General features: G+C 62.5%; 27 protein-coding genes and 2 pseudogenes. 3 read left to right on the top strand and 26 right to left on the bottom strand.

Annotation, left to right across the window (positions count from 1 at the left end; genetic code table 11):
* Positions 1–248: 248 nt before the first annotated feature.
* The 8 genes from kduD to bglB form a co-directional block, all read right to left on the bottom strand.
* Positions 249–1,007: a 2-dehydro-3-deoxy-D-gluconate 5-dehydrogenase KduD gene (gene kduD / locus ILFOPFJJ_RS27100; protein ID WP_173513662.1), complete on the bottom strand. Its 759-nt coding sequence runs from the start codon at positions 1,005–1,007 to the stop codon at positions 249–251.
* On the bottom strand, positions 991–2,073 hold the full coding sequence (locus ILFOPFJJ_RS27095; protein ID WP_173513661.1) for an ABC transporter ATP-binding protein: 1,083 nt from the start codon (positions 2,071–2,073) through the stop codon (positions 991–993). The genes kduD and ILFOPFJJ_RS27095 overlap by 17 nt, the downstream gene beginning before the upstream one ends.
* Positions 2,074–2,083: 10 nt before the next feature.
* Entirely contained in the window at positions 2,084–3,136 is a 1,053-nt protein-coding gene (locus ILFOPFJJ_RS27090) for a carbohydrate ABC transporter permease (RefSeq protein WP_173513660.1), read from the bottom strand.
* Positions 3,133–4,161 carry a carbohydrate ABC transporter permease gene (locus tag ILFOPFJJ_RS27085; RefSeq protein WP_173513659.1) on the bottom strand — a complete coding sequence of 343 codons (1,029 nt, stop codon included), beginning with the start codon at positions 4,159–4,161 and terminating at the stop codon, positions 3,133–3,135. Before ILFOPFJJ_RS27085 ends, ILFOPFJJ_RS27090 begins: the two co-directional genes overlap by 4 nt.
* Positions 4,162–4,319: 158 nt before the next feature.
* Positions 4,320–5,588 carry an ABC transporter substrate-binding protein gene (locus ILFOPFJJ_RS27080; RefSeq protein WP_173513658.1) on the bottom strand — a complete coding sequence of 423 codons (1,269 nt, stop codon included), beginning with the start codon at positions 5,586–5,588 and terminating at the stop codon, positions 4,320–4,322.
* Positions 5,589–5,676: 88 nt separating this feature from the next.
* Positions 5,677–8,160: a hypothetical protein gene (locus ILFOPFJJ_RS27075; RefSeq protein ID WP_173513657.1), complete on the bottom strand. Its 2,484-nt coding sequence runs from the start codon at positions 8,158–8,160 to the stop codon at positions 5,677–5,679.
* Positions 8,157–8,993, bottom strand: a complete 837-nt coding sequence (gene kduI / locus ILFOPFJJ_RS27070; protein WP_173513805.1) for a 5-dehydro-4-deoxy-D-glucuronate isomerase — start codon at positions 8,991–8,993, stop codon at positions 8,157–8,159. The genes ILFOPFJJ_RS27075 and kduI overlap by 4 nt, the downstream gene beginning before the upstream one ends.
* On the bottom strand, positions 8,984–10,090 hold the full coding sequence (gene bglB / locus ILFOPFJJ_RS27065) for a beta-galactosidase BglB (protein WP_173513656.1): 1,107 nt from the start codon (positions 10,088–10,090) through the stop codon (positions 8,984–8,986). The genes kduI and bglB overlap by 10 nt, the downstream gene beginning before the upstream one ends.
* 114 nt (positions 10,091–10,204) lie before the next feature.
* Here bglB and ILFOPFJJ_RS27060 point away from each other — a divergent pair, with 114 nt between their 5' ends.
* A complete protein-coding gene (locus ILFOPFJJ_RS27060; RefSeq protein ID WP_173513655.1) occupies positions 10,205–11,257 on the top strand; it encodes a LacI family DNA-binding transcriptional regulator in 1,053 nt (350 codons plus the stop codon).
* A 108-nt stretch (positions 11,258–11,365) separates the two neighbouring features.
* On the opposite strand, the gene ILFOPFJJ_RS27055 is transcribed toward ILFOPFJJ_RS27060, so the two are convergent.
* From ILFOPFJJ_RS27055 to ILFOPFJJ_RS27015, 10 genes are all read right to left on the bottom strand, one after another.
* Entirely contained in the window at positions 11,366–13,105 is a 1,740-nt protein-coding gene (locus ILFOPFJJ_RS27055) for a relaxase/mobilization nuclease domain-containing protein (RefSeq protein ID WP_173513654.1), read from the bottom strand.
* Between the two features lie 243 nt (positions 13,106–13,348).
* Positions 13,349–13,891 carry a lytic transglycosylase domain-containing protein gene (locus ILFOPFJJ_RS27050; RefSeq protein WP_376741457.1) on the bottom strand — a complete coding sequence of 181 codons (543 nt, stop codon included), beginning with the start codon at positions 13,889–13,891 and terminating at the stop codon, positions 13,349–13,351.
* A 226-nt stretch (positions 13,892–14,117) separates the two neighbouring features.
* Positions 14,118–14,450, bottom strand: a complete 333-nt coding sequence (locus ILFOPFJJ_RS27045; RefSeq protein ID WP_173513652.1) for a DUF736 domain-containing protein — start codon at positions 14,448–14,450, stop codon at positions 14,118–14,120.
* A 45-nt stretch (positions 14,451–14,495) separates the two neighbouring features.
* The gene (locus tag ILFOPFJJ_RS27040; RefSeq protein ID WP_173513651.1) at positions 14,496–15,020 is read right to left on the bottom strand and encodes a S26 family signal peptidase; all 525 of its coding nucleotides are present in this window, start codon (positions 15,018–15,020) and stop codon (positions 14,496–14,498) included.
* The gene (locus ILFOPFJJ_RS27035) at positions 15,017–15,532 is read right to left on the bottom strand and encodes a DUF2840 domain-containing protein (RefSeq protein WP_173513650.1); all 516 of its coding nucleotides are present in this window, start codon (positions 15,530–15,532) and stop codon (positions 15,017–15,019) included. The genes ILFOPFJJ_RS27040 and ILFOPFJJ_RS27035 overlap by 4 nt, the downstream gene beginning before the upstream one ends.
* The gene (locus tag ILFOPFJJ_RS27030; RefSeq protein WP_173513649.1) at positions 15,529–16,644 is read right to left on the bottom strand and encodes a replication initiator protein A; all 1,116 of its coding nucleotides are present in this window, start codon (positions 16,642–16,644) and stop codon (positions 15,529–15,531) included. The genes ILFOPFJJ_RS27035 and ILFOPFJJ_RS27030 overlap by 4 nt, the downstream gene beginning before the upstream one ends.
* Before the next feature lie 12 nt (positions 16,645–16,656).
* Positions 16,657–16,938 (bottom strand): helix-turn-helix transcriptional regulator, encoded by a 282-nt coding sequence (locus tag ILFOPFJJ_RS27025; RefSeq protein ID WP_173513648.1) that lies wholly within the window; start codon positions 16,936–16,938, stop codon positions 16,657–16,659.
* Positions 16,939–17,073: 135 nt separating this feature from the next.
* Positions 17,074–17,454, bottom strand: a complete 381-nt coding sequence (locus tag ILFOPFJJ_RS27020; RefSeq protein ID WP_312032738.1) for a DUF2285 domain-containing protein — start codon at positions 17,452–17,454, stop codon at positions 17,074–17,076.
* Positions 17,455–17,464: 10 nt separating this feature from the next.
* On the bottom strand, positions 17,465–17,848 hold the full coding sequence (locus ILFOPFJJ_RS35240) for a transcriptional regulator domain-containing protein (RefSeq protein ID WP_246299809.1): 384 nt from the start codon (positions 17,846–17,848) through the stop codon (positions 17,465–17,467).
* A gap of 122 nt (positions 17,849–17,970) precedes the next feature.
* The gene (locus tag ILFOPFJJ_RS27015) at positions 17,971–18,234 is read right to left on the bottom strand and encodes a DNA -binding domain-containing protein (protein ID WP_173513647.1); all 264 of its coding nucleotides are present in this window, start codon (positions 18,232–18,234) and stop codon (positions 17,971–17,973) included.
* Positions 18,235–18,328: 94 nt separating this feature from the next.
* Here ILFOPFJJ_RS27015 and ILFOPFJJ_RS27010 point away from each other — a divergent pair, with 94 nt between their 5' ends.
* The gene (locus tag ILFOPFJJ_RS27010; protein WP_173513646.1) at positions 18,329–18,547 is read left to right on the top strand and encodes a helix-turn-helix domain-containing protein; all 219 of its coding nucleotides are present in this window, start codon (positions 18,329–18,331) and stop codon (positions 18,545–18,547) included.
* Positions 18,548–18,659: 112 nt separating this feature from the next.
* Here ILFOPFJJ_RS27010 and ILFOPFJJ_RS27005 read toward each other — a convergent pair whose 3' ends face one another.
* The 8 genes and pseudogenes from ILFOPFJJ_RS27005 to ILFOPFJJ_RS26975 form a co-directional block, all read right to left on the bottom strand.
* Positions 18,660–18,908, bottom strand: a complete 249-nt coding sequence (locus tag ILFOPFJJ_RS27005; protein WP_173513645.1) for a helix-turn-helix domain-containing protein — start codon at positions 18,906–18,908, stop codon at positions 18,660–18,662.
* A 192-nt stretch (positions 18,909–19,100) separates the two neighbouring features.
* A complete protein-coding gene (locus ILFOPFJJ_RS27000) occupies positions 19,101–19,424 on the bottom strand; it encodes a DUF736 domain-containing protein (RefSeq protein WP_173513644.1) in 324 nt (107 codons plus the stop codon).
* Positions 19,425–19,789: 365 nt separating this feature from the next.
* Positions 19,790–20,134 carry a helix-turn-helix domain-containing protein gene (locus tag ILFOPFJJ_RS26995; RefSeq protein WP_173513643.1) on the bottom strand — a complete coding sequence of 115 codons (345 nt, stop codon included), beginning with the start codon at positions 20,132–20,134 and terminating at the stop codon, positions 19,790–19,792.
* A 14-nt stretch (positions 20,135–20,148) separates the two neighbouring features.
* Complete coding sequence (locus ILFOPFJJ_RS26990; RefSeq protein ID WP_173513642.1) at positions 20,149–20,655, bottom strand: thermonuclease family protein; 507 nt, start codon at positions 20,653–20,655, stop codon at positions 20,149–20,151.
* Positions 20,652–21,365: an SOS response-associated peptidase gene (locus tag ILFOPFJJ_RS26985; protein WP_173513641.1), complete on the bottom strand. Its 714-nt coding sequence runs from the start codon at positions 21,363–21,365 to the stop codon at positions 20,652–20,654. Before ILFOPFJJ_RS26985 ends, ILFOPFJJ_RS26990 begins: the two co-directional genes overlap by 4 nt.
* A 44-nt stretch (positions 21,366–21,409) precedes the next feature.
* Positions 21,410–21,598 (bottom strand): EsV-1-7 cysteine-rich motif-containing protein, encoded by a 189-nt coding sequence (locus tag ILFOPFJJ_RS26980; RefSeq protein ID WP_173513640.1) that lies wholly within the window; start codon positions 21,596–21,598, stop codon positions 21,410–21,412.
* A pseudogene (locus ILFOPFJJ_RS35235) lies at positions 21,591–22,038 on the bottom strand (hypothetical protein). Before ILFOPFJJ_RS35235 ends, ILFOPFJJ_RS26980 begins: the two are co-directional and overlap by 8 nt.
* Before the next feature lie 295 nt (positions 22,039–22,333).
* Positions 22,334–23,260, bottom strand: a complete 927-nt coding sequence (locus ILFOPFJJ_RS26975) for an ArdC family protein (RefSeq protein WP_173513639.1) — start codon at positions 23,258–23,260, stop codon at positions 22,334–22,336.
* 670 nt (positions 23,261–23,930) lie between these two features.
* Between ILFOPFJJ_RS26975 and ILFOPFJJ_RS35230 the strand changes: the two are divergent.
* A pseudogene (locus ILFOPFJJ_RS35230) lies at positions 23,931–24,152 on the top strand (FimD/PapC C-terminal domain-containing protein); the annotation flags it as partial.
* Positions 24,153–24,262: the final 110 nt, after the last annotated feature.

Below are 24,262 nucleotides of genomic sequence, written 5' to 3'. Positions count from 1 at the left end.
CAGCGACCTTGAGGACATGCTGTGCGAGCACGGGGTATGCTCGTCAATAGAGAGCCGAGCGCCAACGATCTAGTGGTGAAAATCTGACCCATAGCGATCCGATACAGACGGATATACGATAGCAAGATCAAGAGGCAAACAATGGCCCTAGCGTTCAATGGCCGCCTCGTAAGCAGGGTCGCGGAAGCGTGGATTTGCGCGAATGCGGTCTTCACGATTCCCGAGCAGTACTCCGGTCAACGCAACACTTAGCGCACCAGCCAGCCGCCGTCGACCGGTAGCACAGCACCGGTCACATAGGCGGAGGCAGGGGAGGCAAAGAAGAGGACCGCGGTGCTCAGGTCGTCCGGGCTGCCCCAGCGCCCCAAAGGGATGCGTGCCAAAATCTGGGCGTTGCGCTCGGCGTCATTGCGCAGCGCCTCGGTGTTGTCGGTCGCCATGTAACCCGGGGCGATGGCGTTGACAGTTATTCCATGCAGGGCCAGTTCGTTCGCCATGGCCTTGGTGAGGCCCGCGACGCCGTGCTTCGAAGCGGAATAGGCCGGGACGCGGATCCCGCCCTGGAACGTCAGCATGGAGGCGATGTTGATGAGCCGCCCGGCGCGTCCGGTCGCAACCATGTGCCGCGCGACTGCTTGCGACAGGAGGAACGCAGCCTTCAGGTTGACATTGATGACGCTGTCCCAATCCTCATCGGTATAGTCGAGGAGGCCGGCACGACGAATGATGCCGGCATTGTTCACGAGGATGTCGATGCCGCCGAAGGCCGTTGCGACCTCGTCGACAATCGCGGCTGCGTCAAAGGGCTTCGACAGGTCAACCTGCAGGGCACGGAAGCGTACGCCCGCTTGCTGAACCAGCTCTGCTGTTTCTGGCATCGGCGAGGAGCCGAGCGCTGCGACATTGGCGCCCCCCCGTGCCAGCGCCAATGCCATGCCCTGGCCGAGGCCCGTCCGGGCGCCGGTCACGAGTGCCGTCTTGCCGGTAAGATCAAACGGCGCGTTCAAGGCGAAGCCCTCTTTCGTTGAAGAGATGGATGGGCGCGGCCGATAGCGACAGGTCGATGTCGGCACCCGGCGAAAGGTCGTACTGGCCGGGAGCGACGACCAGAACCTTCTGTCCGGCGACGTCGGCATGCAGCACCGTTTCCGAGCCGAGCGCCTCGACGAGCCTGACCTTTGCCGGAATGCTGTTGTCGCCGGCGCCGAGGGCGATGTGCTGCGGCCTGACGCCGAGGGTGATGCGCGATCCCGTTTCGATGTCGGCGCCGATCGGAAGCTCCAGCCGATGCCCCCCGGCGAGTGTCGCGATCGCCTTCTGTGAAGGGACCGCTTCGACCGTACCTTCGAGGAAATTCATGTGCGGCGAGCCGATGAAGCCGGCGACGAAGCGATTTGCCGGCCGGTTGTAGAGCTCCAGGGGTGTGCCGACCTGTTCGATCCGCCCGGCGCGGAGCACGACGATGCGGTCGGCGAGCGTCATCGCCTCGACCTGGTCGTGGGTCACATAGATCATCGTGGCCGAAAGGCGAGCGTGCAGTGCCGCAAGTTCGGCGCGCGTCGAGCCGCGCAGCTCGGCGTCGAGGTTCGAAAGCGGCTCGTCGAGCAGGAAGGCGACCGGCCGGCGCACGATCGCGCGGCCGATTGCGACACGCTGGCGCTGCCCGCCGGAAAGCTGGCCGGGCCGGCGATCGAGATAGGGCTCGATCTCAAGCATGCGCGCCGCCTCGGCGATACGCGCGGCGATCTCGTCCTTCGGCATCCTGGTGTTTTCGAGGCCGAAGGCGAGGTTCTGGCGCACGCTCATATGGGGATAGAGCGCGTAGGACTGGAAGACCATGGCGAGCCCGCGATCGGCGGCGGGCACAGTGTTGACCACCTTGCCGTCTATGGCAAGCTCGCCGCCCGTCGGCTTTTCGAGGCCCGCGATCGTGCGCAGGAGCGTGGACTTGCCGCAGCCGGACGGTCCGACGAAGACGACGAACTCGCCGTCCTTGATCTCCAGGTTGATGTCATGAAGCACGTCGACGGCGCCGAATGACTTGGTTACGTTGGTGAGCTTGATGTGGCCCATGGTGCCCCCCTTATTTCAGTCCGGTTCCGGCAATGCCGGTGGTGATGAAGCGCTGCAGGAAGATGAAGACCAGAACGACGGGGATCATGGTCACGACCGTCATGGCGAGAATGAAATGCCACTGCACGTTGAGTTCGCCGGAATAGATGCTCAGGCCCACCTGCAATGTATAGAGCTCCTTGCGCGACAGCACGATCAGCGGCCAGAGGAAGTCGTTCCAGCGCCAGACGACGGAGAAGATCGCAAGAACGGCGAGGGCAGGTGCCGTCAGTGGCAGGACGATGCGCCAGTAGATCTGCCATTCCGAAGCCTTGTCCATGCGTGCGGCGTCGATTAACTCGTCGGGAATGGTGAGCATATACTGGCGGAGGATGAACACGCCGGTCGGCGTCGCTACCGTCGGCAGGATCACGCCCCAGAGATTGTTGAAGAGGCCGAGTGCCGAGACGATCGAATAAAGCGGCACCATGATGACGGAAAGCGGCACCATTAGCGTCGCGAGGATCAGGAGCATCGCGACGGCCCGGCCACGGAATTCGTATTTGCTGAGCGCGAAGGCCGCCATCGAGTTGACGACGAGGGTGATCAGCGTTGCGGTCACCGTCACGAACACCGAATTCCAGAGGTAGCGCACGAAGTCGAAATGGATGAATGGCTCGGTGTAGTTGGTTGTCGCGAAAGCCATGGTCCTGACTGGCGTGCGCTGCGCTATGTTGACCTTGATGATTTCTCTGGGTTTTTCCGGATCGACCATCTGGCTGATGATGCCGATGCGGCGGACTTCGGCCAGAACCGCCTTGCTGCCGTCCGGCAACGTCGCGTCATAGAGATAGAGCGGCTTGTCATAGCCTTCGACGGTTACCTTCTGAGTGACATAGGGCAGGAGCGTCGGAGGGAACTCGGCGAGCGCCGCCGGCGACTTGAAGGAGGACCCGACGAGCCAGACGGCGGGGCCAAACATGATGAGAAGGCCACCGACCAACCAGATCCAGGTGACGATGTCCGTCCAGTGCCAGCCGTTGCCTCCCTTGCGTCGGAAGATGAATGCGGCAATCCGGCTCATTTGCGGCTCCCTTTCTTCTCACTGGAGCGGCCGAGTCCAAGCTGGATCAGCGTCAGGACGATGAGCACGCCGCCCATGAGGATCGACGCGGCCGCGGCAAGGCCGGGGTTTCGCAACTGCGTCGCAAAGCCGGTCTCGTAGATGTATTGGGTGAGATAGAGCGTACTGGTGCCCGGACCGCCGCCGGTGAGGACGTAGACCTCGTCGAAGATCTGCACGGCTCGGATGAGGACGAGCACGATGACGACGAGCAGGTTGGGCATGAGCAGCGGCAAGGTGATGCGCCAGAAGGCGCGCGCCGGGCGGGTGCCGTCCATTTCTGCCGCCTCGTAGAGGTCCTTCGGGATCGCCTGCAGGCCGGCAAGCAGGATCAGTGTATAGAAACCCATATGCGCCCAGATCGAGACGCCGACCGTCGCTGCAAAGGCCCAGTTGCGGTCGTTGAGCCAAGTATAAGGCTGGAATCCGAAGCCGTAGAGCCCGAAGTTCAACAAGCCCTGCCGCTGCAGGATCCACTTCCAGATCAGGCCGACGACGACGGGGGACAAAAGGACGGGAAAGAAGAAGACCGCTCGCCAGAAACTGCGCGCCGTCAGCTCGCGATTGAGGATCAGCGCGGTGACGAGCGAGAAGAGGATCATCAGCGTCACCTGGAGAACGACGAACCAGGCAGTATTGCCGACGGCGGTCCAGAAGGTGTCCTCGGTGCAGCTATTCGGGTCGAGATAGTTTGAGCAGTCGAAAAGCCGGGTGTATTGATCCGTGCCGACGAAGGTTCGGTCGTCGAGGAAGAGTGCCGTTCCGCCGGTCATCGAATAGGCGAAGTTGATGAAGAAAGGCAGCAGCACGAAGATGCCGAAGATCAGCATGTTTGGCAGCAGGAAAAAGGCCGCCATGCCGCCAAGGCCGAACTTCCGCTGCACCCAACGCAAGGGGGCATCGACCAGGCCCATCGCGAGACGGACCGGGACCATGATCGCTTCGCCGAAACCGGAGCCGGTCGATTTAGGAGTTTCTGCCTTCATCGTTTGCCTTCCTGACGACGCAGATAGCGAGTGACTATAAGTTGCGGCACAGCCCGGTTTCTGGCGCTTCAACGTGCTGTGGAGAGCGGATGGCGCGGGGCCGACGGCGCGCTCCTCCTGGAGCCTTGGTGCCGTCGGCCGCGTTTTGGTGACTGTGTCTAGAGGCCTGAGTCCTTCACCTTGGCCGCAATGTCGGCATCGATGCGGGTGACCGCCTCGTCGAGCGGCATCTCGCCGGCGGCTGCCTGGCTCACGCGGGTGACGAGGGCGCCGTAGACCGTATCGGACCAGTGCCAGCCGGGCAGCTTGCGCGCGAGATCGGACAGCGTCTTGCTTGCGTCGATGAATTCGGCGAGCGCAGCTTTCGCCTGGGCGTCGTCGGTCTTGAAGTCGAGCCCCTTGGCCACGACACCCTTATGCGCGGGCAGGAACAACGTGCGCTCGGAGAATTCCTTCACGATGTCCTCCCGGGCGAGGTAGTCCATCACCTTGGCGACTTCCTTGGGGTTCTTCGTGTACTTGACCGCCACGAGCCCGGCCCCGCCGGTCATGCCGGTGCAGTTCGCCGGTCCGCAGGGGCTGCCCGTCGCCACCCAGTCGAAGTTCGAGCCGATCTTGGTGGAGAAGTTCGGAATCTGCCATGAGCCGGAATAATAGTAGACGAGTTGGCCGTTGATGAAGTCGTCGGCGGCGGCGCGATAGGTGGAGCCGGCGGCCGACACCCAGACGTCCTTGCTCATGGTGCCATCGGCGATCCAGCCGACGAACTTTTCGAGGAAGGCCTTCGAGCCTTCGTCAAGCGGCGCCGGCTTGCCGTCGGCACCGATGTAGTTGGCTCCAAAGGAGAGGTTCGGTCCGCTAAGCCGATGGCCCGAGCGGTCGAGCGCCATCGGGAAGGGCACCTGCTGGCTCTCTGCAACCTGCTTCGCCGCCTTCGCCCACTCGTCCCAGGTCGCATCCTTGCCCGGGATGGCGACACCCGCTTGGTCGAACAGCGTCTTGTTGGCGAAACCGCCGGCGATCGTGATCTGCGTCATGAAGCCGGAAATCTGGTTGGAGCCGTCCGGGCGCATCCAGTCAGCCTGGTCGCCGAAGTTCGCGTCCCAGTAGGCGGGGTCGCCAACAAACGGGCGAAGATCAAGCCAGTGCTGGCTCTGGGCCTTCAGGTTGGTAACACGCGCAATATCCGGGCCGTTTCCGGCCTCGAGTTGCACCGGCAACTGTTCGCGAACGACGCTGTAGGAGACGTTGTCGAGGATGACGTTGATTCCCGGATTCTCCTTCATGAAGCGGTCGAGCAGATCCTTGAGGACCTCGCCTTCGACCCCGTCCGAATACCACATGATGCGCACGTCGCCGGCCGTTGCGGCCGTGGACGTCAGAAGCCCAACCGCGAAAGCCGCGAGCATTGTCCCTGTCTTGGTCATTATCTTCTCCTCCTCCTCTTCATGCGCGAGCCTTCTCCCGCTCGCCTTTGGGACCGGCGCCGGTTTCTCCCGACCGGCGCCCGGTTCGTCATCCTGCGGTCAGCATGGCGACCTCGCCGGCGACCGGGAAATCCAGCGGTGCGATTGTGCGGCCCTCGGCCAACGTCGATCCATCCTTGCGGAACACCACACGACCATAATCGGGGTCATCGATGACAACCGTGCCTTCCTCGGCCTCCTCCACCGAAAGGCCGGCAAATCTCGTTTCGACGGATTCGATCCTGGTGGCGTCGCAGACCCGGACGATCCAGCGTGTCATGCGGCCGTACTGGCGCAGTTCCACCTTGGCCGAGGGGCCTACTTGCACCAGTTCCAGGTCACCGCTGCCGATGAGGGCGACAGCGCCGCGTCCACTACGCGCGAAGGCGCGCTTGCCTCTTATTGCGCTCTCGTCGAACTCGGCGATCGGGAACCAGGCGTGGGTGAAATCAGGCTGCTCCTCGAAAGTCGAAAAGTCGAGTACGGCCAACCCTCTGTACTGGTGCGCGCGAGGGAGGGCGCCGCAACCACCCCAAAAGGAGGGTCGGCCGTACCCGAACTGGATCGTCTCGCCCGGATGATTGATCCAGACCGCTGCTTCCGGACGCTCGCCGATCCTGAGATGCAGAACGGTTTCCTGATAGCCCCACTCGCGCCAGCGGTAGTGGCTGGCAGAGCCCATCGCGAAATTCCGTCCCTTGTAGTGATAGAGCGCGGCGAACCGGTTTTCGCCCTGGGCAAACCGCCATTCCTGGTGCTCGTCGCCCTGGTGGCAGGCAACCGCTGCCAGGCTTTCCGGCACGACGAGGCCGTGATCGCGCAGGCAAACGGCAAGCTGCGGCAGCGCGTGCACGCGGCGGCCGTACCAGCCCTTGCCCCAGAGCAGGCGCGCGATGGCCGAAAGCTCGAGCGAGCGGCCGGCGCAAAGTGTGTGTTCGTAGGAGCGCCCCTGGGCGGCGGTGATCATGCCGTGGTGGGCGGAGCGGGCAATTATCTCGCAGAGTCGGACGATACCTTTCCTGGCACGCTCGGCGATGTCGGCATCGGGCGAAATCGCTGCAAGCGCCGTCAGGCCCTTAAGATCGATGGGGAAATAGGGCGCGGAGTTGAATTCCGCCATTTCCCAGGCTTCGAAATGGTCGAGCCAGGCCCGCACCCGGGCGGCGCCGACTGCCCTTTGCTCCTCGCCCTTGCGGCGGGAGCGGCGGAACGTGGCGCCCGGAAGAAGGTGGCCGGCAAGATAGGCCGAGGTATGGAACAGCAATGCATGGTTTTCGGAGAAGTACCACTGCACATCGTTGCCTGGCTCGTCCATCCAGTAGCGGAAGTTGAGAATGGCCTGATCGATGCGGGCGCGCGTCCGCTCGCCGATATCCTCGCCCCAGACTGTGCGGGACCAGATCAGCGGCACGAGCGAGAAATCGGCGCAGTCGTGGCAATCCTCGATCGACGGCAGGATCTCTTCGATCATCGCGTCGGTGTCCGCGCCCGTGCGCCCGCTCGCCAGCCGCGCGAAGGCGCGCACTGTGTCGCGCTCGGAGAATTCGGAAATCTCGTCGAGCGTTTCAGTGATGCGAGCCGCAAGCGACGACGGTGCTTCACCCTGTCGGCCGGCGTGGCAGATCTCCACGCCGAGCGAGCGCGATGCGACGAAGCCGCCGGCATCGAGCGTGATCCGAAAATGGCGGAAATCGGCTGGCGCCTGCTCGGCCGGGCCAATGACGAGGCGCCGTTCACCGGCCTTCAGAACGAAGTCGTGGTCGAAACGCTCGGTCGACATGAAATCGCCTTCGACGGTGATATTGACCCCGACGTCAACCGGGAGTGGTGTGGCGAAAAGCAGCGTGATGTCGCCCTCGAAATAGGCGGGGCGGTCGAAGTGCATGCCGTCGAGCACGTCCTCGATCCTGCTTGCCGCCTCGCTCTCACAGGGAACGGGAAGCGCCACGCTGGCCTTGGGACCCGAGAGGTAGTCGAGCTGGAAGAAGTAGCGCGCGTCGCGCTCGGCAAGGTCGTCGAAGAAGATCTCGATCTTGTTGAGCCCGGCCTTCAAGGGCAGGTCGTACTCGGCCCGAGCCTCGAGATTGCGGCTATAGGGGGCCATCCAGCCCGCTTCGGCATCGTTGATCCAGAGGACCGCGCCGCCGCAGGTGCCGAGACGGACCTTCGCCGTCCCGGCGGTTGCCGCCTCGATATAGGTCCGCGCCCAGGTCGACAGCCGCGTCGGACGGAACCAGAAGCCGGAGAGATCGAGCCGTGGCGAGCCGAACGGCAACCACCAGCGCGTGGCTTCGAAAGTGCCGCGCACGTCCGGCCGCTTGCCGCGATAGCGCTCGGCAAAGATCGTGCGGCAGGGATATTCGTGGGGAATGAAGTTCTTGTGCTTGGTCAGGAAGAAGAAGGGATCCATCTCGCCCTTCATCGGCTGGTCCGGCACGTCGAAACGCTCTTCGGCGATCGCGCCAAGCTGCCAGTAGCGGATGGCTTCGCCCTCGGCGAGATTCTTCTTCAGGTGGAACGTCGTATCAGTCATTTGAGCTCAGCCACGGCCACGGGGTTCACGTCGTTGTATTCCTGATTTTCTCCGGTCATGCCCCAGACGAAGGCATAGGGTCCGGTGCCGGCACCCATATGGATCGACCACGCGGGCGAGAGCACCGCGTTGCCGTCCGCGACGACGAGATGGCGCGTTTCCTCGGGACGGCCCATCAGATGGATGATCCGGTCTTCGCTTGCCATGTCGAAATAACAATAGGCCTCCATGCGGCGCTCGTGCAGATGCGGTGGCATTGTGTTCCAGATGCTGCCTTCGGCCAGATCCGTGATGCCCATCAGCAGCAGGCAGGAGGGAGCCACTTCCGGATGGATGTACATCGCGAGGCGGCGTTTGTTCGACCGCCTGGCGTCGCCGAGCTCGAGCGGCTTGGCTTCCTGCCTCGGGATCAGCCGGTGGGGCAGGTCGGTGCCGGCCGGAACGGAGTTCATGTAGTAGCGCGCCGGCGCATCGGCGGACTGGCTCGCTACGGTGATTTCCTTTGCACCCCGTCCCACATAGAGAACGTCGCGGTTTTGAAGGGTAAATTCCTGCCCGTCCACGATGACCGTGCCGCTGCCGCCGAGGTTGGCGATACCCATCTCTCGTGCCGAAAGCAGATAGGGCGTGCCGATTTCGGCGCCGGATCCGAAGGTCAGGATTTTCGCTACCGGCACGGCGCTGCCGATCAGCAGACGATCGACATGGGTGTAGGTGAAGTTAACCGCATCCGGGGCAAAGAGGTCCGTGATCAGGAACTCGCGACGCAGACGCTCCGTATCGTAGCCCTTGATGTCCTCGGGGCCGGCCCCGTACAAAACTCTCATCGTGATGCCGCCTGTCCTTCTGCGCCGACATGCTGAAGGGCTTCGGAAAGGCACAGGATCGCCAGCGCCTGTCCGTAGCCGGTCGGCTGGATCGGAATGTCCTTATAGAACTGGAGATCATGGCCCATGCGCGTCCCGTAGGAGACGTTGAGCACGGTGCCGTTCTCATCGATATTGTTCATGACCGCCTCGAGCGCCTTCAAGCCGGCAGTCTGCCAGGCGGGTGTGCCGAGGCCGAGGCGATGGCCCTTGAGCAGCCCGTAGCCGATCCCCGCGGTGGCCGAGATCTCCTCGTAGGAACTCGAGTCGTCGAGAAGGGTGCGCCAGGCGCCAGATGGGGTCTGCAGCGGCAGAAGCGCGTCGACCTGGCTGACAAGGACTCCTTCAAGGAAGGTCCTGACCGGGTTGGCGATCTCGGCGAGGTCGAAGAAATCGAGTATGCCGGCGGTGATCCAGGCATTGCCGCGTGCCCAGCGTGCCCGCGCAAAATTGTGCCGCCCGTCGAAGGTCCAACCATGGAACCAGAGGCCGGTCTGAGGGTCGGAGAGATAGCGGGCATGGACGAGGAATTGTCGCGAAGCTTCGTCGACGAGCTCACGCCGGCCGCTCGCCTGGCCGTAGGAGGCGAGGAAAAGCGCCACCATATAAAGTGTGTCGTCCCACAGTTCGTTGTCGTTGACTTTGTCGGAGACATGATGCTCGAAGCCGCCTTCCGACGTGCGCCCCATTTCCGCAATCACGCGGTCCGCCCAACCGTCGAGCACCGGTTTCCACCGCGGATTTCCGGTCTTTGCCCAAAGCACGGAGAGGCCGAGCATCGGCGCCGTCGTGTTGACGTTGAGCTCGGGCAGGCCCGCTGCAAGCCTTGCTTCATACCAGTTCTCGACGAGCTGGCGCAGATCGTCGCGGCCGGTGAACAGCCAGAGCCTGATCAGGCCGTAGAGACCGACGCCCTGTGGCCATTCCCAACTGTCGAAGCTGATGTAGTCACCCGCGGTCCCGTCGAGGTTCGGCTCGTGGAAACGACCCTCATGCCTGAGGCCGGTCATGCCGGCGACAAGACGATCGAGACCAACGCGAATATCGCGGGCATTCGGACCCATGACGTTCCTCCCATATTTACCGCCTGCGCGGCTCCTCGGAGAAGATAAAGGCATGAGGTTTTCTCTTGCGCAATCTGAAAATTTTTCTCATGATTGCGAAAAAGGAGCAGCGAAGTGATCGCCAAACCGCCGTCCGGCAAGCGTGGCAAGAAAAGCAAGCGTGTCCGTCTCGAGGACATCGCCGAGGTATGCGGTGTTTCTCTCAGCACGGCATCACGCGCTCTGGCCGGCGAGAAAGGTGTTCGCCCGGAGATCCGCCATCAGGTCCTCGAAGCGGCAAAGAACGCGAACTATATCATCCCGACGGCGGTCGCCGGTCAGAAGGTCATACTCGCCGCATCGAGCGCGGCAATGATTGACTATGTGCGCAATCAGTTCACCCTCTACGTGCTGGAGGGGCTGAAGGATCGTGCGCAGACCCTCGGCCTTGAGATCGTCACCCGTCCGATCGCGGATCGGGACGAGGAATTGGCCGTGCTGAAGGAGGCCCAACAAGACGACCAGGTCGCCGGCCTGCTGTTCCTCACCATTGATGACGAGGGCATGCTTGCCGCGACGCGCGACTTCGACAAGCCGGTGGTCCTGCTCAACGGTGACGACCCGTTCATGAGGCTATCGAGCGTCACCCCCTGCAACCGCTCGAGCGCACGGCTGGCAACCGATCATCTCATCGATCTCGGCCATAGCCGCATCCTCTTTCTCATGCGGCCTGGCCGGAGAACCATCGAGCGGCGCTTCGAAGGCTGGCGCGATGCACTGCTGGCGAAAGGACTGCCGGCAACGGATGATCTGATAGTTCCCGTCGACGACTGGCTACCGGAGCTTGCCATGCAGGCTATTGCCCAGCGGATTTCGGCCCGCGGGCTGGATTTCACGGCCGTTCTGGCTGCAGGCGACAGCCTCGCCGTGGGCGCGATGATCGGCATTCAACAAATGGGGTTTTCGGTACCCGGCGATGTCTCGGTGATGGGCATGGACGACCTGCCTCAGGCGGTTTTCCTCAATCCTCCGCTGACGACGATGCATATTCCGATGCGGGAGATCGGGTCGGTCGCACTCGATCTCCTGCGCGACAAGCTTTCCGGTTTGCCTATGCCGCCGCGACGGGTGGAACTCGCCTGTCATTTGGTCGAGCGACAATCGACGGGAAAGGCGCGGGCCAGCTAATCGGCGATGTGAAGATCCTCTGAACACAACTGATCCACCCAAAACGATCACTTAGTCGACACCTCGTTTCCACCGTCGCTCAGTAACTCCGGCACAAAAAGACGGGTGCTAAAGGCCGATCCCGCGCTGGCGGCCAAAGCCCCAATCGACCCCGCCGTCGCCACGAGCGACACCGGAAACATGGCGGCCGAGGTGCATTTCGAGCGAGGGCGACCACGGTACGAGCTGAAATCCAAGACCGTCGTCAATCATCGCGAAGCGGCCGGAGGCGAGAGAAAAGCGCTGGCGGTAGGTGCCGGCGATATACTCGCCTGAAGCGGCCTTGTTGAATGATCTGTGCATTCCCGTGGCGAGTTTCTCTCCGAGCGCATCGAGTTCCTGCCGGCGCAGGGTCTCGATCAGGTTGCGCGCGAAAATGACACTGCGCCCCTGGCGCTCGGCAAGCCGGCGCTCAACGAGCACTTCGGCTCGGCGGTCCATCGCGTCGCGCACCTCGGCGCCGAAACCGCCGGTTCCAAGTGAGACCAGTTCGCGAGCAATTGCCTGCCGGTCGAGCCAGGTGGCGCCACTCGCCGTGATTTGCTGTTCGATGCTCAAGTCAGATCGGACAGCGAGGGCAACACGACGACGACCGTGAGCATCATCGAACTTTCTCAGTTCGACGATGGATCCGGATGGTCCGTCGCCCGCCGCGTCGAGATCGGGAAGCTTGATGTGGTGAGTGCGTCCGTCGACGCCGTCGATTACTGCATAGGCCGTGCCCTTGAGCTCGTCATCCAGACCACGGTCGACGAGCCGCCCGATGACGGGCATGTCGAGGCTCTCGCCCGCGAGGACATAGCTGGCGGTGCTGCGTTCGATGCCGCGTTCCGATAGGCCGCGATGAATACGTCTGATGATATCGCCGCGTTCGCCGAGCTCGCGTAGCGTTGCTTCCGCATTCTCGGCGATGACCCATTGGCCCGGGCCGACCTGATCGGCGAGGCCGAGGCTTTCGAGCTTGCGCAGGCGACCGATCTTGAGGGCTTGGAACTCGTCAGGCTGTCGATCGGGATAGGGTGCGAGATCGATCATGCCGGTGCGGTCGCTGTCGCGCGCGAGCTGACGGTCCAATCTGGTCCAGCGTTCGCTTTCGATTTGGCGCTCGAGCGTCTGGCGGATGTCGTGATCGGTCCGCGGCCCTAGCTCCTGGGTGATGAGGTCGCGGCCGCGGTCGCCCATCCCTTCCGTGATGTAGCTGCGCGAGATGACGAGATTCTCGCCATCGTCCCGCACACCGCGGACGATCAGGTGGATGTGGGGATGCCCGGTGTTCCAATGATCGACCGCGATCCAGTCGAGGCGAGTATTGAGATCCTTCTCCATCTGCCTGACGAGGTCGCGCGTGAAGCCCTTGAGGTCGGACATCTGGAGCGCATCGTCTGGCGACACGATGAACCTGAAATGATGCCGGTCATCCTCGCTGCGTTCGGCGAACGCCTTCGGGTCCGCATCGTCTCCACCAGGGCCGAACAGGCGCGCCTTCTCCCCGTCACGTGTCACACCCTCGCGGCGGAGATAGGCGAGGTGAGTGGCAAGCGGTGCGCGGCGGCCGCGGAGTTGGACGACGCGCGCCTTTACGACGGCGCCGCGCGAACGCGACGTGATCAGGCGATTGGCCTGGACGGAGGCGCGCCGGCCACGGCCGAAGTGAGATCGTTGGCCGGAATTGATCGCGCCACCGCGCGACACAAATCCCCCGGCGCGCTGGGTAGCGGCAAGCGCCTGGGCGATGAACGGGCGCGCACGCTCCGCCTTCGACGAGCGGATGCGGCCAGGCCGGATGCGGAATTCAATGTCATCGCTCATGGAATAGTTCCGCACATCGTCATATCGTATTGAAATAAAGCGATAATCGTTGATATAGCGAGGCGTGGCGCCCCGGCGCACCTCGCGAATTCATACTGCAAGCCATTGAAAAACCACGTCCGTCCCAAGCTGCACATCGCGGCCCTTTATCCTGCCATCGCCCGTCCGTGGCCGCGGCTTCCCACACCAACGCCCGCCGATATGCGCCGGACCCCTCAGGGATACGCTTCGCTCAGGTGGCGCTCATGGCGCACCACCTGAATCATTTCGTGCAACGAAAAGCCCGTCCTGGCGCGGTCTCGCCGCAGAAAAATCGCGCGGTGATGCCATATTTTCTGCGCCGTCGGTGCGCGACGGCTGCGGGATTGGTTTGGCGTCGAACGCCACGCCGGTTCGGGTGAAGAAGATCGGCGCCTGGCGCCAGGATGGTTCATCCGCCGCGCTCGACGTGTTGAAGACCGGGAGACCTCCGGTGCCGAGGAGGGGAGCAATCGCCGCGATATAGGCGCGTGTCTCTTCCGGCAAGGCGCGACCTGACGCGAGGTACTCGTCGTAGCGGGCCGGTCCCGCGTTATAGGCGGCGAGAAAGCCCGGGGCACCGTAGCGATCATGCATTTCCTTAAGGTAAGCCGCGCCCGCGAGGATGTTGTCGTGTGGATCAAAGGGATCGTTGCCGAGACGATACCGGTTACGCAGTTCGGTCCAGGTTTCAGGCATGATCTGCATCAGACCCATGGCGCCGGAGTGGGAAAGCGCGTGAACTTCGGCTGCGCTTTCAACGCGCATCACTGCGCGTATCCACGACGTCGGAATGGCGAACCGGCGGGCCGCCTCATTGATGTGAGCGGCGTATGCATCCCCGGCTGCTGGTTGTGTTTGCGCGGAGACGCTAACGTCGATGGTGGGAGCAGAGAGCACGCCGGAAATGAGGAGGAGCCGTCCGAGGCGGACTCCACGAGGCAGCCCGAGTGCGGGGAGGGTGAAGCGGGCCGATGGATTGAAATGCATCGGCTTAGTTCCGCTCGGCGCGTCTCTGCGGACGGTTCCAGTAGAGATCCCACGCTCTTCTGTCCTCGCCAGACTGAAAAAGGTTGGCGCGGATCGGTGCTGCGAAAGCGGGATCGTTGATCAGCAGCGTCACGTATTCGCCTGCCTTTTCGCCGGTCCGTTTCCATCCGGCGCCAATTTCTGGCCCGTCTTCCCCGATGCGGACGCGAAAGTCCGGAGCCTTCTCGGCATCAGTTGGCTCGGCGCGCTCAAGCACGAGTTCAACGTTGAGCGAGAGGGTCCGCAGCGTGCCGGCATAGCCAGTGTTCGTGCGTAAGAATTGACCGATCTGGGGCATGGAAGTCTCCTTTCATGTGTGAGGATGGAAGATTCAGTGCACCGACTAATGCTCGCTGAAGCCGCCTTTGCTGGTCCAAAGCGTGACCGCGCGGCCGAGAACAAGACTGGCTGGGATTTGTCCGAAATAGCGACCATCCAGGCTGTCCTGGACCTGCCAGTTCATGAGGAAGAGTTCGTCATCAGCGATGAGGCGGCAGCCCTGCCAGACGGGCAGATTGCGGCCCAGGCGGTCGCGATTGAGCGCGGCGCCAATGAGCGCGCCATCGACGATGATCATGCGACCGAAGCGGCAGACCTGTTGCTTCGGCAGGGCAGCGACGTGCTTGATCAGCGGCACGCCGCGCGGCAGATATCCACGGTCGGAGAGGAAGGTTGCAAGCGACTCGGGCGCAGAAACAGCGACCAAGTCAGCCACTTTGAGCTGCTCAGGAGCCTCGATCACATAGAGACCGATCGGCGCGCTGGCCGACGCGTTCCAGACAAGCTTCAGCGGAATTGGGAAGACGGACGTGAACAAAATCGCGGTCGTCGCGAGATGCGCCGTAATGAAATAACCGAAGCGGGTCATGACGTCGTTTTCCGGCGCAGGAGGTATGCCTGGTGTTGCTCGCCTGTGTAGGCGCGAGGCTCATGACCTGCGGCTAACCGGTTATGGATGTGACGCCAGTGATCCGGAGAGACGTCAGGCGCGGCGATGTCGAGCGCCTCGATGGCATCGATCCTGCGAAGCACCTGCTCGACTTTCGGCCAGCCTTCGACCTTGAGGAGAATCTCGCCGCCGGGCCGCACGAAGGGGAGCGTCTGGTAAGCCTCGCCTGGTGCAACTGTGCGAACGATGTCAATCCGCGAGATGATGGTGCCGAAGTCGTTCGACGCCCAGCGGACAAAGGCAAATATTGTCGCCGGGCGAAAAGACAGGATACGCCGGCTGCGACTGAGCATCTTTTCGTGCGCGGGTTCGCCGAAGCGGATCCAGTTTTCGATCTTCTTCTCGATCCAGGTCAGTTCGACGCGGGTCAGGTTATCGGATGTGCGGGCGAATGGCGTCGAACGCCCGCGGCGCTTCGCGGTGCCGGTCATGAGTTGTCTCCGATTGATGCTGGGAATTCACAGGTCTGGACGTCGCAAGGATGTCCGCGATTGTCCGGGTGTTGTTCGGCGGACGTGCTTTCCACATCGCCGCTGCCAGAAAGAAAGTTAGATTCCTTGTTAGATTCTACGTTAAGCCCGGGAACGGTCGTTTCTGGCCAAAGGGTTGGTTGCGATCCATGCGCCCGAAATCCCGATGTTGATGCGCCCGAAATCCCGATAGCCATTGCGCCCGAAGTCCCGAGTGGTTCCACAGCGTCGTCCACAGGGCACTTGGGTCGAGTGGCGGGGAGGATCCGCAACAACTCGCGCGGGCCATCTCGGTCGATCCGCAGGTGATAGCCAGGAAGCGGTTGTCGCCTGACTATGCGCCGGAGATCAAAGGCGAAATCGGAAACGCGAGCGAGGCTGCCGGACTTCACGTGGAGGTGAGCGATCTCGAAGATCCAACCATTGATCTGTCGGCCGGCATGTTTGCGGGCAACACGATAGAGCCAGCGCTCGATGCCGCCGGTCAGGCGGAAATAGGCCGGGTCGATCGCGAGCACGAGTGAGCGGTCGATGACGCCGCGGTAGAACCAGTCGGGCAGGACAAATTCCATACCCTCTGTCCGCCCGTCATGTGTGGTGCACTCCTCCCATTCGTTGATCCAGGAGAACTGATGCCGGCGCCAATGCTCTCCCTGCCGTATGGTTGTCCGGATCGCAGTGGATTGAAGCCGTGTCAGAGCGCCCTTGAGGAGCTTGTACTCGCGAGCTCCGGTATCACGGCCGATGGCTGTCAGGAGCTGATACGGCGTAAAGCGCAGAAAGCGGGACGTCTTCAGTCCGATATTTTCGGCCTCGACGATCTGGCCCGCGGCCCAGATGAGAACGTCGGCGTCCCATATCGTGGCCATGCCATGCTCGGCTAAGGCAAACACCTCTACCTCTACGTCCCCGGCTTTGTAGAGGATTGGCGTAACCCGCTTGGCCTTGGCCAACGAAAAGAAGGGGCGCTCCATGAGGTCGCGCTGATCGCGCGGACTGGCGACGCCTGTGGCGACGATGAAGGGGTCAAGCTTGGCCCGTTCGCTGAGGGCAATGAGACGCGGTCGCTTCATGAGAGGGCGGCCTCAACGTGATTGGCGGCTGGTGTATGCCTGCGCGACGGCGCTATGGCGCTTCGCCGGAAGGACGCTGCCTCCTGGGTCGGAGGTCGAAGTCACCATGCCGCGATCGGCCCAGGCTTGCAGATCCTCGATCGAATAGACCACGCGGCCGCCGAGCTTCCTGTAGGCCGGCCCCGTTCCGTAGGTTCGGTGCTTTTCGAGAGTGCGGCCGGACAAGCCCAGGAACCGGGCAGCCTCGGGCGTCCGCAGATAGCGTGGCGGTAAGCCGGCGGTATTCGATGCCATGTAGAGCCTCCGTGGATGTCGATGGGGCGCGCCGGACGTGAGCGGCGGACGAAGGGCAGGGTGGCGAAGAACACCCGGCGGAGGGGAGTGCGAAGATAAGAAAGCCAAAAGTCCCACCCCTGCGGAAGGGTACCCTCACCGGCGGCGGCGGTGGCGCAAAAGGGTTCGGTAGCCGCCGGCGACCATGGCGAGGCCGTCCTTCACGAGATCGATGGTCGCGTCACGCAGAGCCGAGGTTTTCCAAGGCTCGGAGGCCACGCGTTCTCGTCCGTAGATAACACCAGCGATTTCGCGGTAACTGGCGCCATTTGTGCGCGCGTCGACGGCTTGCAGCATGCGTCGCACGCGACGACGTTTCTGGTGCGTCAGACGCGTGTCCTCTGAGACGCGTCGGCCCAAAAGACTCTGGACCAATCGAAGCAGCGCCTCGATCCGATCGAGCGCGTCTAAATCGAGGGGAATGAGGGCGGCGAGGGGTTGATCGGCCCCGACCCCGGCGAGACGCAGGAGCTGCACCGCGTCCCCGTCAGGCAGGACGAGGCGGGAGAACGAGCCGAACTCGTCTGTTTGAGCTTGGGTCTGGTCGAGCAGATGGAAGAGGTTCTGCTCCGTCGGCAGGACGGTGGGGGTGGATGTCAGCAGAACTGTGCCGGTATTCAGTTCCGGCGACCACGTTACGATCGTTTGAGTGGCTTTGAGTGTCGGCGCAATTGCGAAATTGCAACCCCCATCGCTGACGGAGCGCTAATAAGAGCGCTTTGCGGTCCGCGGTGGTTTGTTGCAGTGCCAGGAAATCTTGCTGGTAGCCCGGGTTACGACGCAGGAATTCCCAAGCGAGGTCGGGGCAAGAAAGGTCATCGACATAGTCGTATGTCGATGAGGATCGCCATTGTGACGTATCTGGGCGCATCCGCTTCCTCCAAGCGCATGCAACCTTTCCGCATGCGCTCTGAGGATGATTCCCGGGCTAATTGCCTTGCGGAAGTCCCCGCGAGGGGGCCACGTGTTGCATTTCATGTAACACAAAAAACATCAGCGGTTGCCTTCCCCGATAAGCTGTCGGTAGCCGCTTTCGCTGACCCATCGGGCGCGAGCCAGATGACCGTCATGGACTTTCCGTGCACGCACCGGCTCCAGTAGTGGATCTATCCCGAATAGAACTGCCGCGGCTTCCTGCCAGGTGGCCCCGTCCGCTGCGGCGTCGAGAAGGCGCGTGTAAAGTTTCATGTGCTCGCGGTCGTAGGTCGTAAGCGCCGGGTTTTGCGGCGGCTCGTCCAGAAAAGATGGCTCGGTCACTTCAATCCTCCTGATCACCGTACTCGTCACGCCGACCACATTTACATACTATAGTTGATAAACTTAAAGTGTGTAAATTACGATCCTCCGGCGCATGGACATGCGCAAACTGGTCGGTCGTAACTTCGCCCGCCTGCGTCGGGAGCAAGGCCTGACGCAGGAAGAGGTCGAAGCACGTTCCGGCTTTAGCCAACAATACCTTAGCAGCCTCGAACGCGGTCGGCGAAACCCAACTGTGATTACGCTTTACGAGTTGGCCCAAGCCCTGGGTGTCAATCACGTCGAACTGGTCATGCCTGACGACAATGTCTGATCGACGCGCCTGCGAAACCGTGCCTTTGTTAGTGATCGGCGGCGCGATTGTTCGTGTTCGCCGGCCTTCGTCCTTACATCTGCATGCCAAGTTGAATTCGGCATATCCCAAGTCAGTCGCGGCTCGTGTGTTTCCGACGTACAAGCATCACTCCTTCACCATCGCTGGACTGGATGAAGACGATGCCGGCGGCCTCGAGCGTGCGACGAACCTGATCACGCGTGGACTCGTAAACCTTGAGGTCACTTGGTGACTCAAGGCGCTTGAGTGCAGTCAGGGATATTCGGGCCTTATCAGCGAGCGTCTCCTGGTTCCAACCGAGCAACGCGCGTGCGGCCCGCGTCTGGCGGGCGGTGATCATGAACGATCACCTCCCACTGACGGGAGCGCCTGCGCCACAACTACGGCTATAATAGTCGTTCTTCGCCGAAATGAGCAAGCATTGTAGCCCCAATTCGCCTGAGAAAGAGCAGTTTGGCGCGAACTGATTCGGTCGTTTAAGGGTCATCGCCTCGCCCGGTGAGTTTCGGGCGAGGCGAGGGTGATGTGGGGCTCAGTCGACGGTTTGGCGGCTGGAACGGGACCATATGAGGGACCAGCCCTTGCCGTCCTCGTCATTGAAGAGGTTGGCGTATATCGGAGCGGAAAAGCTCGGATCGTCGAGCTTCAGTCCGAGATAGTCGCGGCCTTCGTTGGAGCGCTTGGTCCAGGCGGCGCCGATTTCGGCACGACCCACGAAGACCCGGTGGCTGGGCGCGTTGTTGCCGACGCTGCCGGCTTCGGGGGCGATCCGAACGTTCTTGGCCTGGACCGAGAGGGTGACGATTTCGCCGACGAATTCGTTGCCGGACTTCTTGAAGGTGCCGATGGTCGTCATGGTAGTTCTCCTTGATCTGGTGTTTCGAGCCCGCGCCATTGCGGTCTCGATGGCGATCTTTCGGCCGGAGGCGAGCGACGACGCATCGCTTGCGACCGCAGCGTCAGCGGAGGATGGCGCGGAGGCGACTTTGTTATTTCGCGAGGAATGGGCGAAGCCCAGGGGAAGAAAGTCGCTGCCACGCCATTGCGTGCCAGGCGATCGAGGTGACAGCCGACCTTCGGGCAGATCAGGCCATTGAAGAGGTCGCAGGGGAGCGGGAGGACTGACAGCTGGTCTTAAGGAGAACATCGCGACAGTCGGTGATTCGAGACTCGGGCGCCGTCCCCGGCATCACAGGCTTCGCGCCCGCTCCAGCTCGGGCACTATTCGTCCCGCAGTGCCCGTCGGACTCCGGCAAGTTTTCGCTCAGCTGTCAGCAGCTTCTCCTGCAATCGGTCCATGCGGTCGCCGCTTGGCCTCTCGAGCGGGAAATACATGCCAATGATCTCCATCGGACTGATGTTCAGCGATTGGCAGAGCCTGATCAACGTCGCCGTGGAGATGCGATTGATACCCTGCTCGTACTTTTGGATTTGCTGGTAGGTCACGCCGAGCTTCTCGGCGAGCGCTTGCTGGCTGACGCCCAGCACCTCTCGCGTTGCCCGGACCCGCGCTCCGATTTCCTGGTCAATCGATCGACGATCGTTCTTCGTTTCTTCTGTCGGCATCCATTCGGTCCCAGTCAGCAAGCCGGCTCTTGTCCGGCCCGCTCCGCCCGCGCCTGACACGGCAACTGGAACTTGCCGCGCCAGATGCCGGCTCCGCGTGCACGCGCGAGCTGTTCAGCGCCTACATAGGCGCCTTTGCTGTATTTTTCCCAATTCACTGCATTGCCGCTCCTGACAAGCCAACGATTGACCTCCGGCCCGTCGGCGCGAAAGCAGACGCCGACGAACCGCTTATACCGATCGCGCTCAACGAACTCACAGCGCGTAGGGCGGGACTCGGCGAGAAACTGATCGAGCGCGAAGGCTGCCTCCTTGCCGCACCGGTAGGTGCCGCCGTCGCCATCCTCGCAGGTTTGCCAACTCTCTGGAGCATCGACGCCGTGCAGTCGAATGCGCTCGCCTTTGATTTCGAGCGTGTCGCCGTCGATGACGGTGGCGCGGCCGATGATCGGACCGGCAGAGTGGACGGGCAGGGCGATCCCGAGGGAGACCGCGACGAACAGAAAATGCGAAGGCTTCATGGGACGGGGTCGGCTGGGTCGAGGATATCGGCGGTGTCGTTCCTCGGCGAGCCCACCTTTCGTTCAATCGGCCACATGGTCATGAGTTCTGCCGGGAACGGTTTCATCAGGTCGAACGGGTCCGGTTCTGGCGACAGCCAGCGTTCATAGTCCTCTCGGTGCAGAATGACAGGCATCCGATCATGAATCGTCGCCATCATTTCGTTCGGTGGGCAGGTGATCACGCAGAAGGTGCGGATGTCTTGGCTGGTTTGCGGATTGCGCCAGATCTCCCAGATACCGGCGAGAGCAAACGGCTCGCCCGACTTCATGGCGATGGCATAGGGCTGCTTGTTCTTACCCGTGCCGTAGATGTCCTTCCACTCGAAGAAACCGTCGATCGGGACGAGACAGCGCCGGCTGGCATAGGCCTTCTTGAACATGCCGTTCGTTGCAATGCCCTCGCGTCGGGCGTTGACCGGAGGCGGGTGGCCGGGCCTTTGTTCCCTGGCCGAACCCGGTATCAAGCCCCAGCGTGCGCTGACGAAGGTGGGTCCGAAGACATCCGGATCACGAACAACATCTCTGATGATGATCGGATAGTAGAGCGAGGGCGCGCCGTTGTAGCGCGGGAACTGGTTTGAGAGCCCCTCGACGCCTCCGCGCTGTGCGAAAGAGAAATTGCGCAGCAAGTCTCCAAGCGTGCTCTTGATGTAGATGCGTCCGCACATGGCCTTCCTCCCCGGCGGCAAAGGTATCGCGGCGAACAGCGCCGTCAACACGGTCTGGTGGTCGGTCGGGCTTTCCAGTCCGGGCGGTGCTCGAAACAAAACCAGTTCGGCTCGGCCCGTCCAACTGCGAAGCCAAAGCTGCCCCACTTCGTGCAGCCTGGGTTCTCGCAATAGTGGACGAAGAGTGCCAGGTCCGGCCGGGGGTTGGCGGTGGTGCTCGCCTCATCACTCATGTTTACGCTCTCCTCGGCAAGAGCCGAACTGTTCTTCGAACGCCTGATCCCAATTGGGATGGCCGGAAGTACCCACATGCTTCAGAGGCTCAAAGTGATATCTTTTCAGCAGAGCCTCAGAGATCATCCGCGCTATCTCATTCCGCGCCCGCTCTGCTTTCAACCGGTCGCGGTCACAGGCCGCCCGCCGGACCTCGATCGGAACCGAGTAAAGGGTCTGGGTCACGAAAGGCGCAATCGCGGCGGAGCACGGTCCCGACGTCGAAAATCGCGAAAGCCCCAAAAGACTCTGCGATCTTCCGGGCGAGTTCCTGGACTCCGCGCACCTCGACCGGTCGACGGTATTGATCAAGCCCGGCGTAGGCTCGTCTCTGATGGGGCTCCAAGACTGCAAGATCGACGGCGACGGCGGCTTCGATTTCATCCCTAAGTGTTCGCATGGCACGCGTCTCCCTCGACTGCAAAGACAGTCCTCATGACCTCAGTCTGTCGGATTGGCGCGCCGCAGCGCCGATGAATGTTCTTATTATGTTCTCATCGTGCGGGGAGTCAAGATCCCGAACTGATCGCCTACCGCTGCAGTCCTACTTTGTCCCTGTCGAAGCGGTTGCGGCCCCGAAAATGCGCGGCCACATCGTGCCGCCAACTCGGGGAGGGCTAACGCAATGGAATGCCGCCGGGTTGCCGATGGAGACCACCGCGTGAACCAGAACACCGCTGTGAGCTCCGGGGTGCCTATACGGCACCCGAGAGCTTGTCTCGCTGGGCGTCAGTCTGCTGTGCATGCATCCAATCGGCAATCTCCTGCGCCCTGCTGGCGGCGGTGAAGATGGCGCGCTTGTCGATGCGCAGCACCTCGAGCCAGGAGGCAATATAGCGGGCGTGGTCGGGGCGCGGCTCGGGGCTGAGGTTGAGATCGGCGCAGATCATCGCGCTCAATAGCTCAACCGTGCATTCCTCCATTGCGTAGGCGGCCGAGCCGAACCGTCCGGAGAGATCGCGATCCAGGCGGTGCTTGGCTCCGGAGGCGTGCCCGCATTCGTGAAGCATGACGGCATAATAGGCGACGGCGTCCCGGAAGCAGGCGAAATCGGGCATCTGCACGTGGTCGGTAGACGGGCGGTAGTAGGCCTGTGATCCGCCGTGTCGGATGTCGATGCCCAGCGCCGCACAGAAACGATCGGCTCGCTCGATTCTCTCGGCCTCCGGCAGCACCGGCGTCACGGGCGGTGTGTAGCCATCGACCTGTGCACTGTTGAAGACCGTGTAGCTGCGAGCGAACATGCGTTGGCCGGCCTCATCGCGATCCGTGTCGCCGTTCCGGTCGTGATCGTCGCTGCGGCGATCGGCGACCTTCCAGAACACGACCAGGTGGCCGCGTTCGCCCTTGCGGACTTGGGCGCCGAGTTCCTGCCACTGCCGATAGGTGCCCCAGATGCCCGCAGGGTAGCCCGCCATGTGTGCCGCGGCCCAGAGCGCTATGACATTGACGCCGCGATAGGCCTTGGACGAGGCGACGTTGATCGGCGTGGTGATAGCTGATCCGTCATGGTGCCAGGGCATCCGGTAGTCGCCGGCGCCGGCCTCAATGGCGGCGATGATCTGGCTGGTGACGCGCTCGTAGATGTCGTTCCGGGTGTGAGGGATGTGATCCGTGGTCATGGCTACCTCCTTAAGTTCGCCTCTTCGTCGAGGGCGAGGCGACAGGGGCAGACGCGATCGGCCGGCCTGTCACACCCTGTTCTCGGTGCTGGTGCGGAACAGGGTTGAAGGGTCGGCAGCGTCTGCCACATCCGAGACCCACCTCGACGGGCGAGCACGGGAGGCGCCGGCCATGATCGGCGCGCGGGGACCGGACGCTATGAGGACTGTGGGCGGCTTTCAACCGGCGCCGTGGTGAAACTGACGCCGCAGTGGAGTGACTGGCGTCCAACGGATCGGGGGCGCAGTCTGTCGATCCCGGTGATCCCGCTCGGCGACGCGCAACGTCAGCACCTGGACATGCGGCACGAGCGTACGGGCGAGTGCCCGCAGAGGCAGGTGTCGAACCGGTCTGAGGCATGAAACGCGCCGCTGCTCGGGTCCCTACGGCTGAATCTAGGAGACCGACCGGCTTCGAGTTCGGCAATGATCTTTTTGGCGATCGTCATCAGTTCGTCCGGCCGGGTCCGGAACGGGCGCGCTTGGAACTGCATGCGTGATCAGCGCGTCCGAAACACGCGCGGGCGGGAACCAAAGCTCTCAGAGGTCGTGGTTGTGCTCGGTAGACCAGAGGCGGCTTGGACTGCTGTGCTAAAGGCAAAAAAATGGGGAGACCAACCTGCCGCTCGACATGCAGCCGGAAGCGACACAGACGGTGGTGGTGCCGGCCGACCGCTCCGGGGCCGTGGTTGATTTCGGGGTGAGGAAAGTGGGGGCCGCCATCGTCACCCTGACGGGCCCCGATGGATCGCCACTACCCGTTGGGTCGGTCGTTCAGCTTGACGGCTCCGACCAGGCCACGGTGGCCGGCTATGACGGCCGGGCTTATTTGACCGGCCTCGCAGGGCGAAACACGGTCACTGTTACGCTTCCCGAGGCGGCCGGTACTTGCCGGGCCAGCTTCGATTACGATGCCGAACATGGGCGCTCAGCCCGAGATCGGTCCCGTCCCTTGCCAATGAG

Source organism: Sinorhizobium psoraleae (genome assembly GCF_013283645.1).
Classification (GTDB): domain Bacteria; phylum Pseudomonadota; class Alphaproteobacteria; order Rhizobiales; family Rhizobiaceae; genus Sinorhizobium; species Sinorhizobium psoraleae.
Note: the sequence above shows the minus strand (reverse complement) of the source record. Positions and strands in the feature narration are given on the sequence as shown.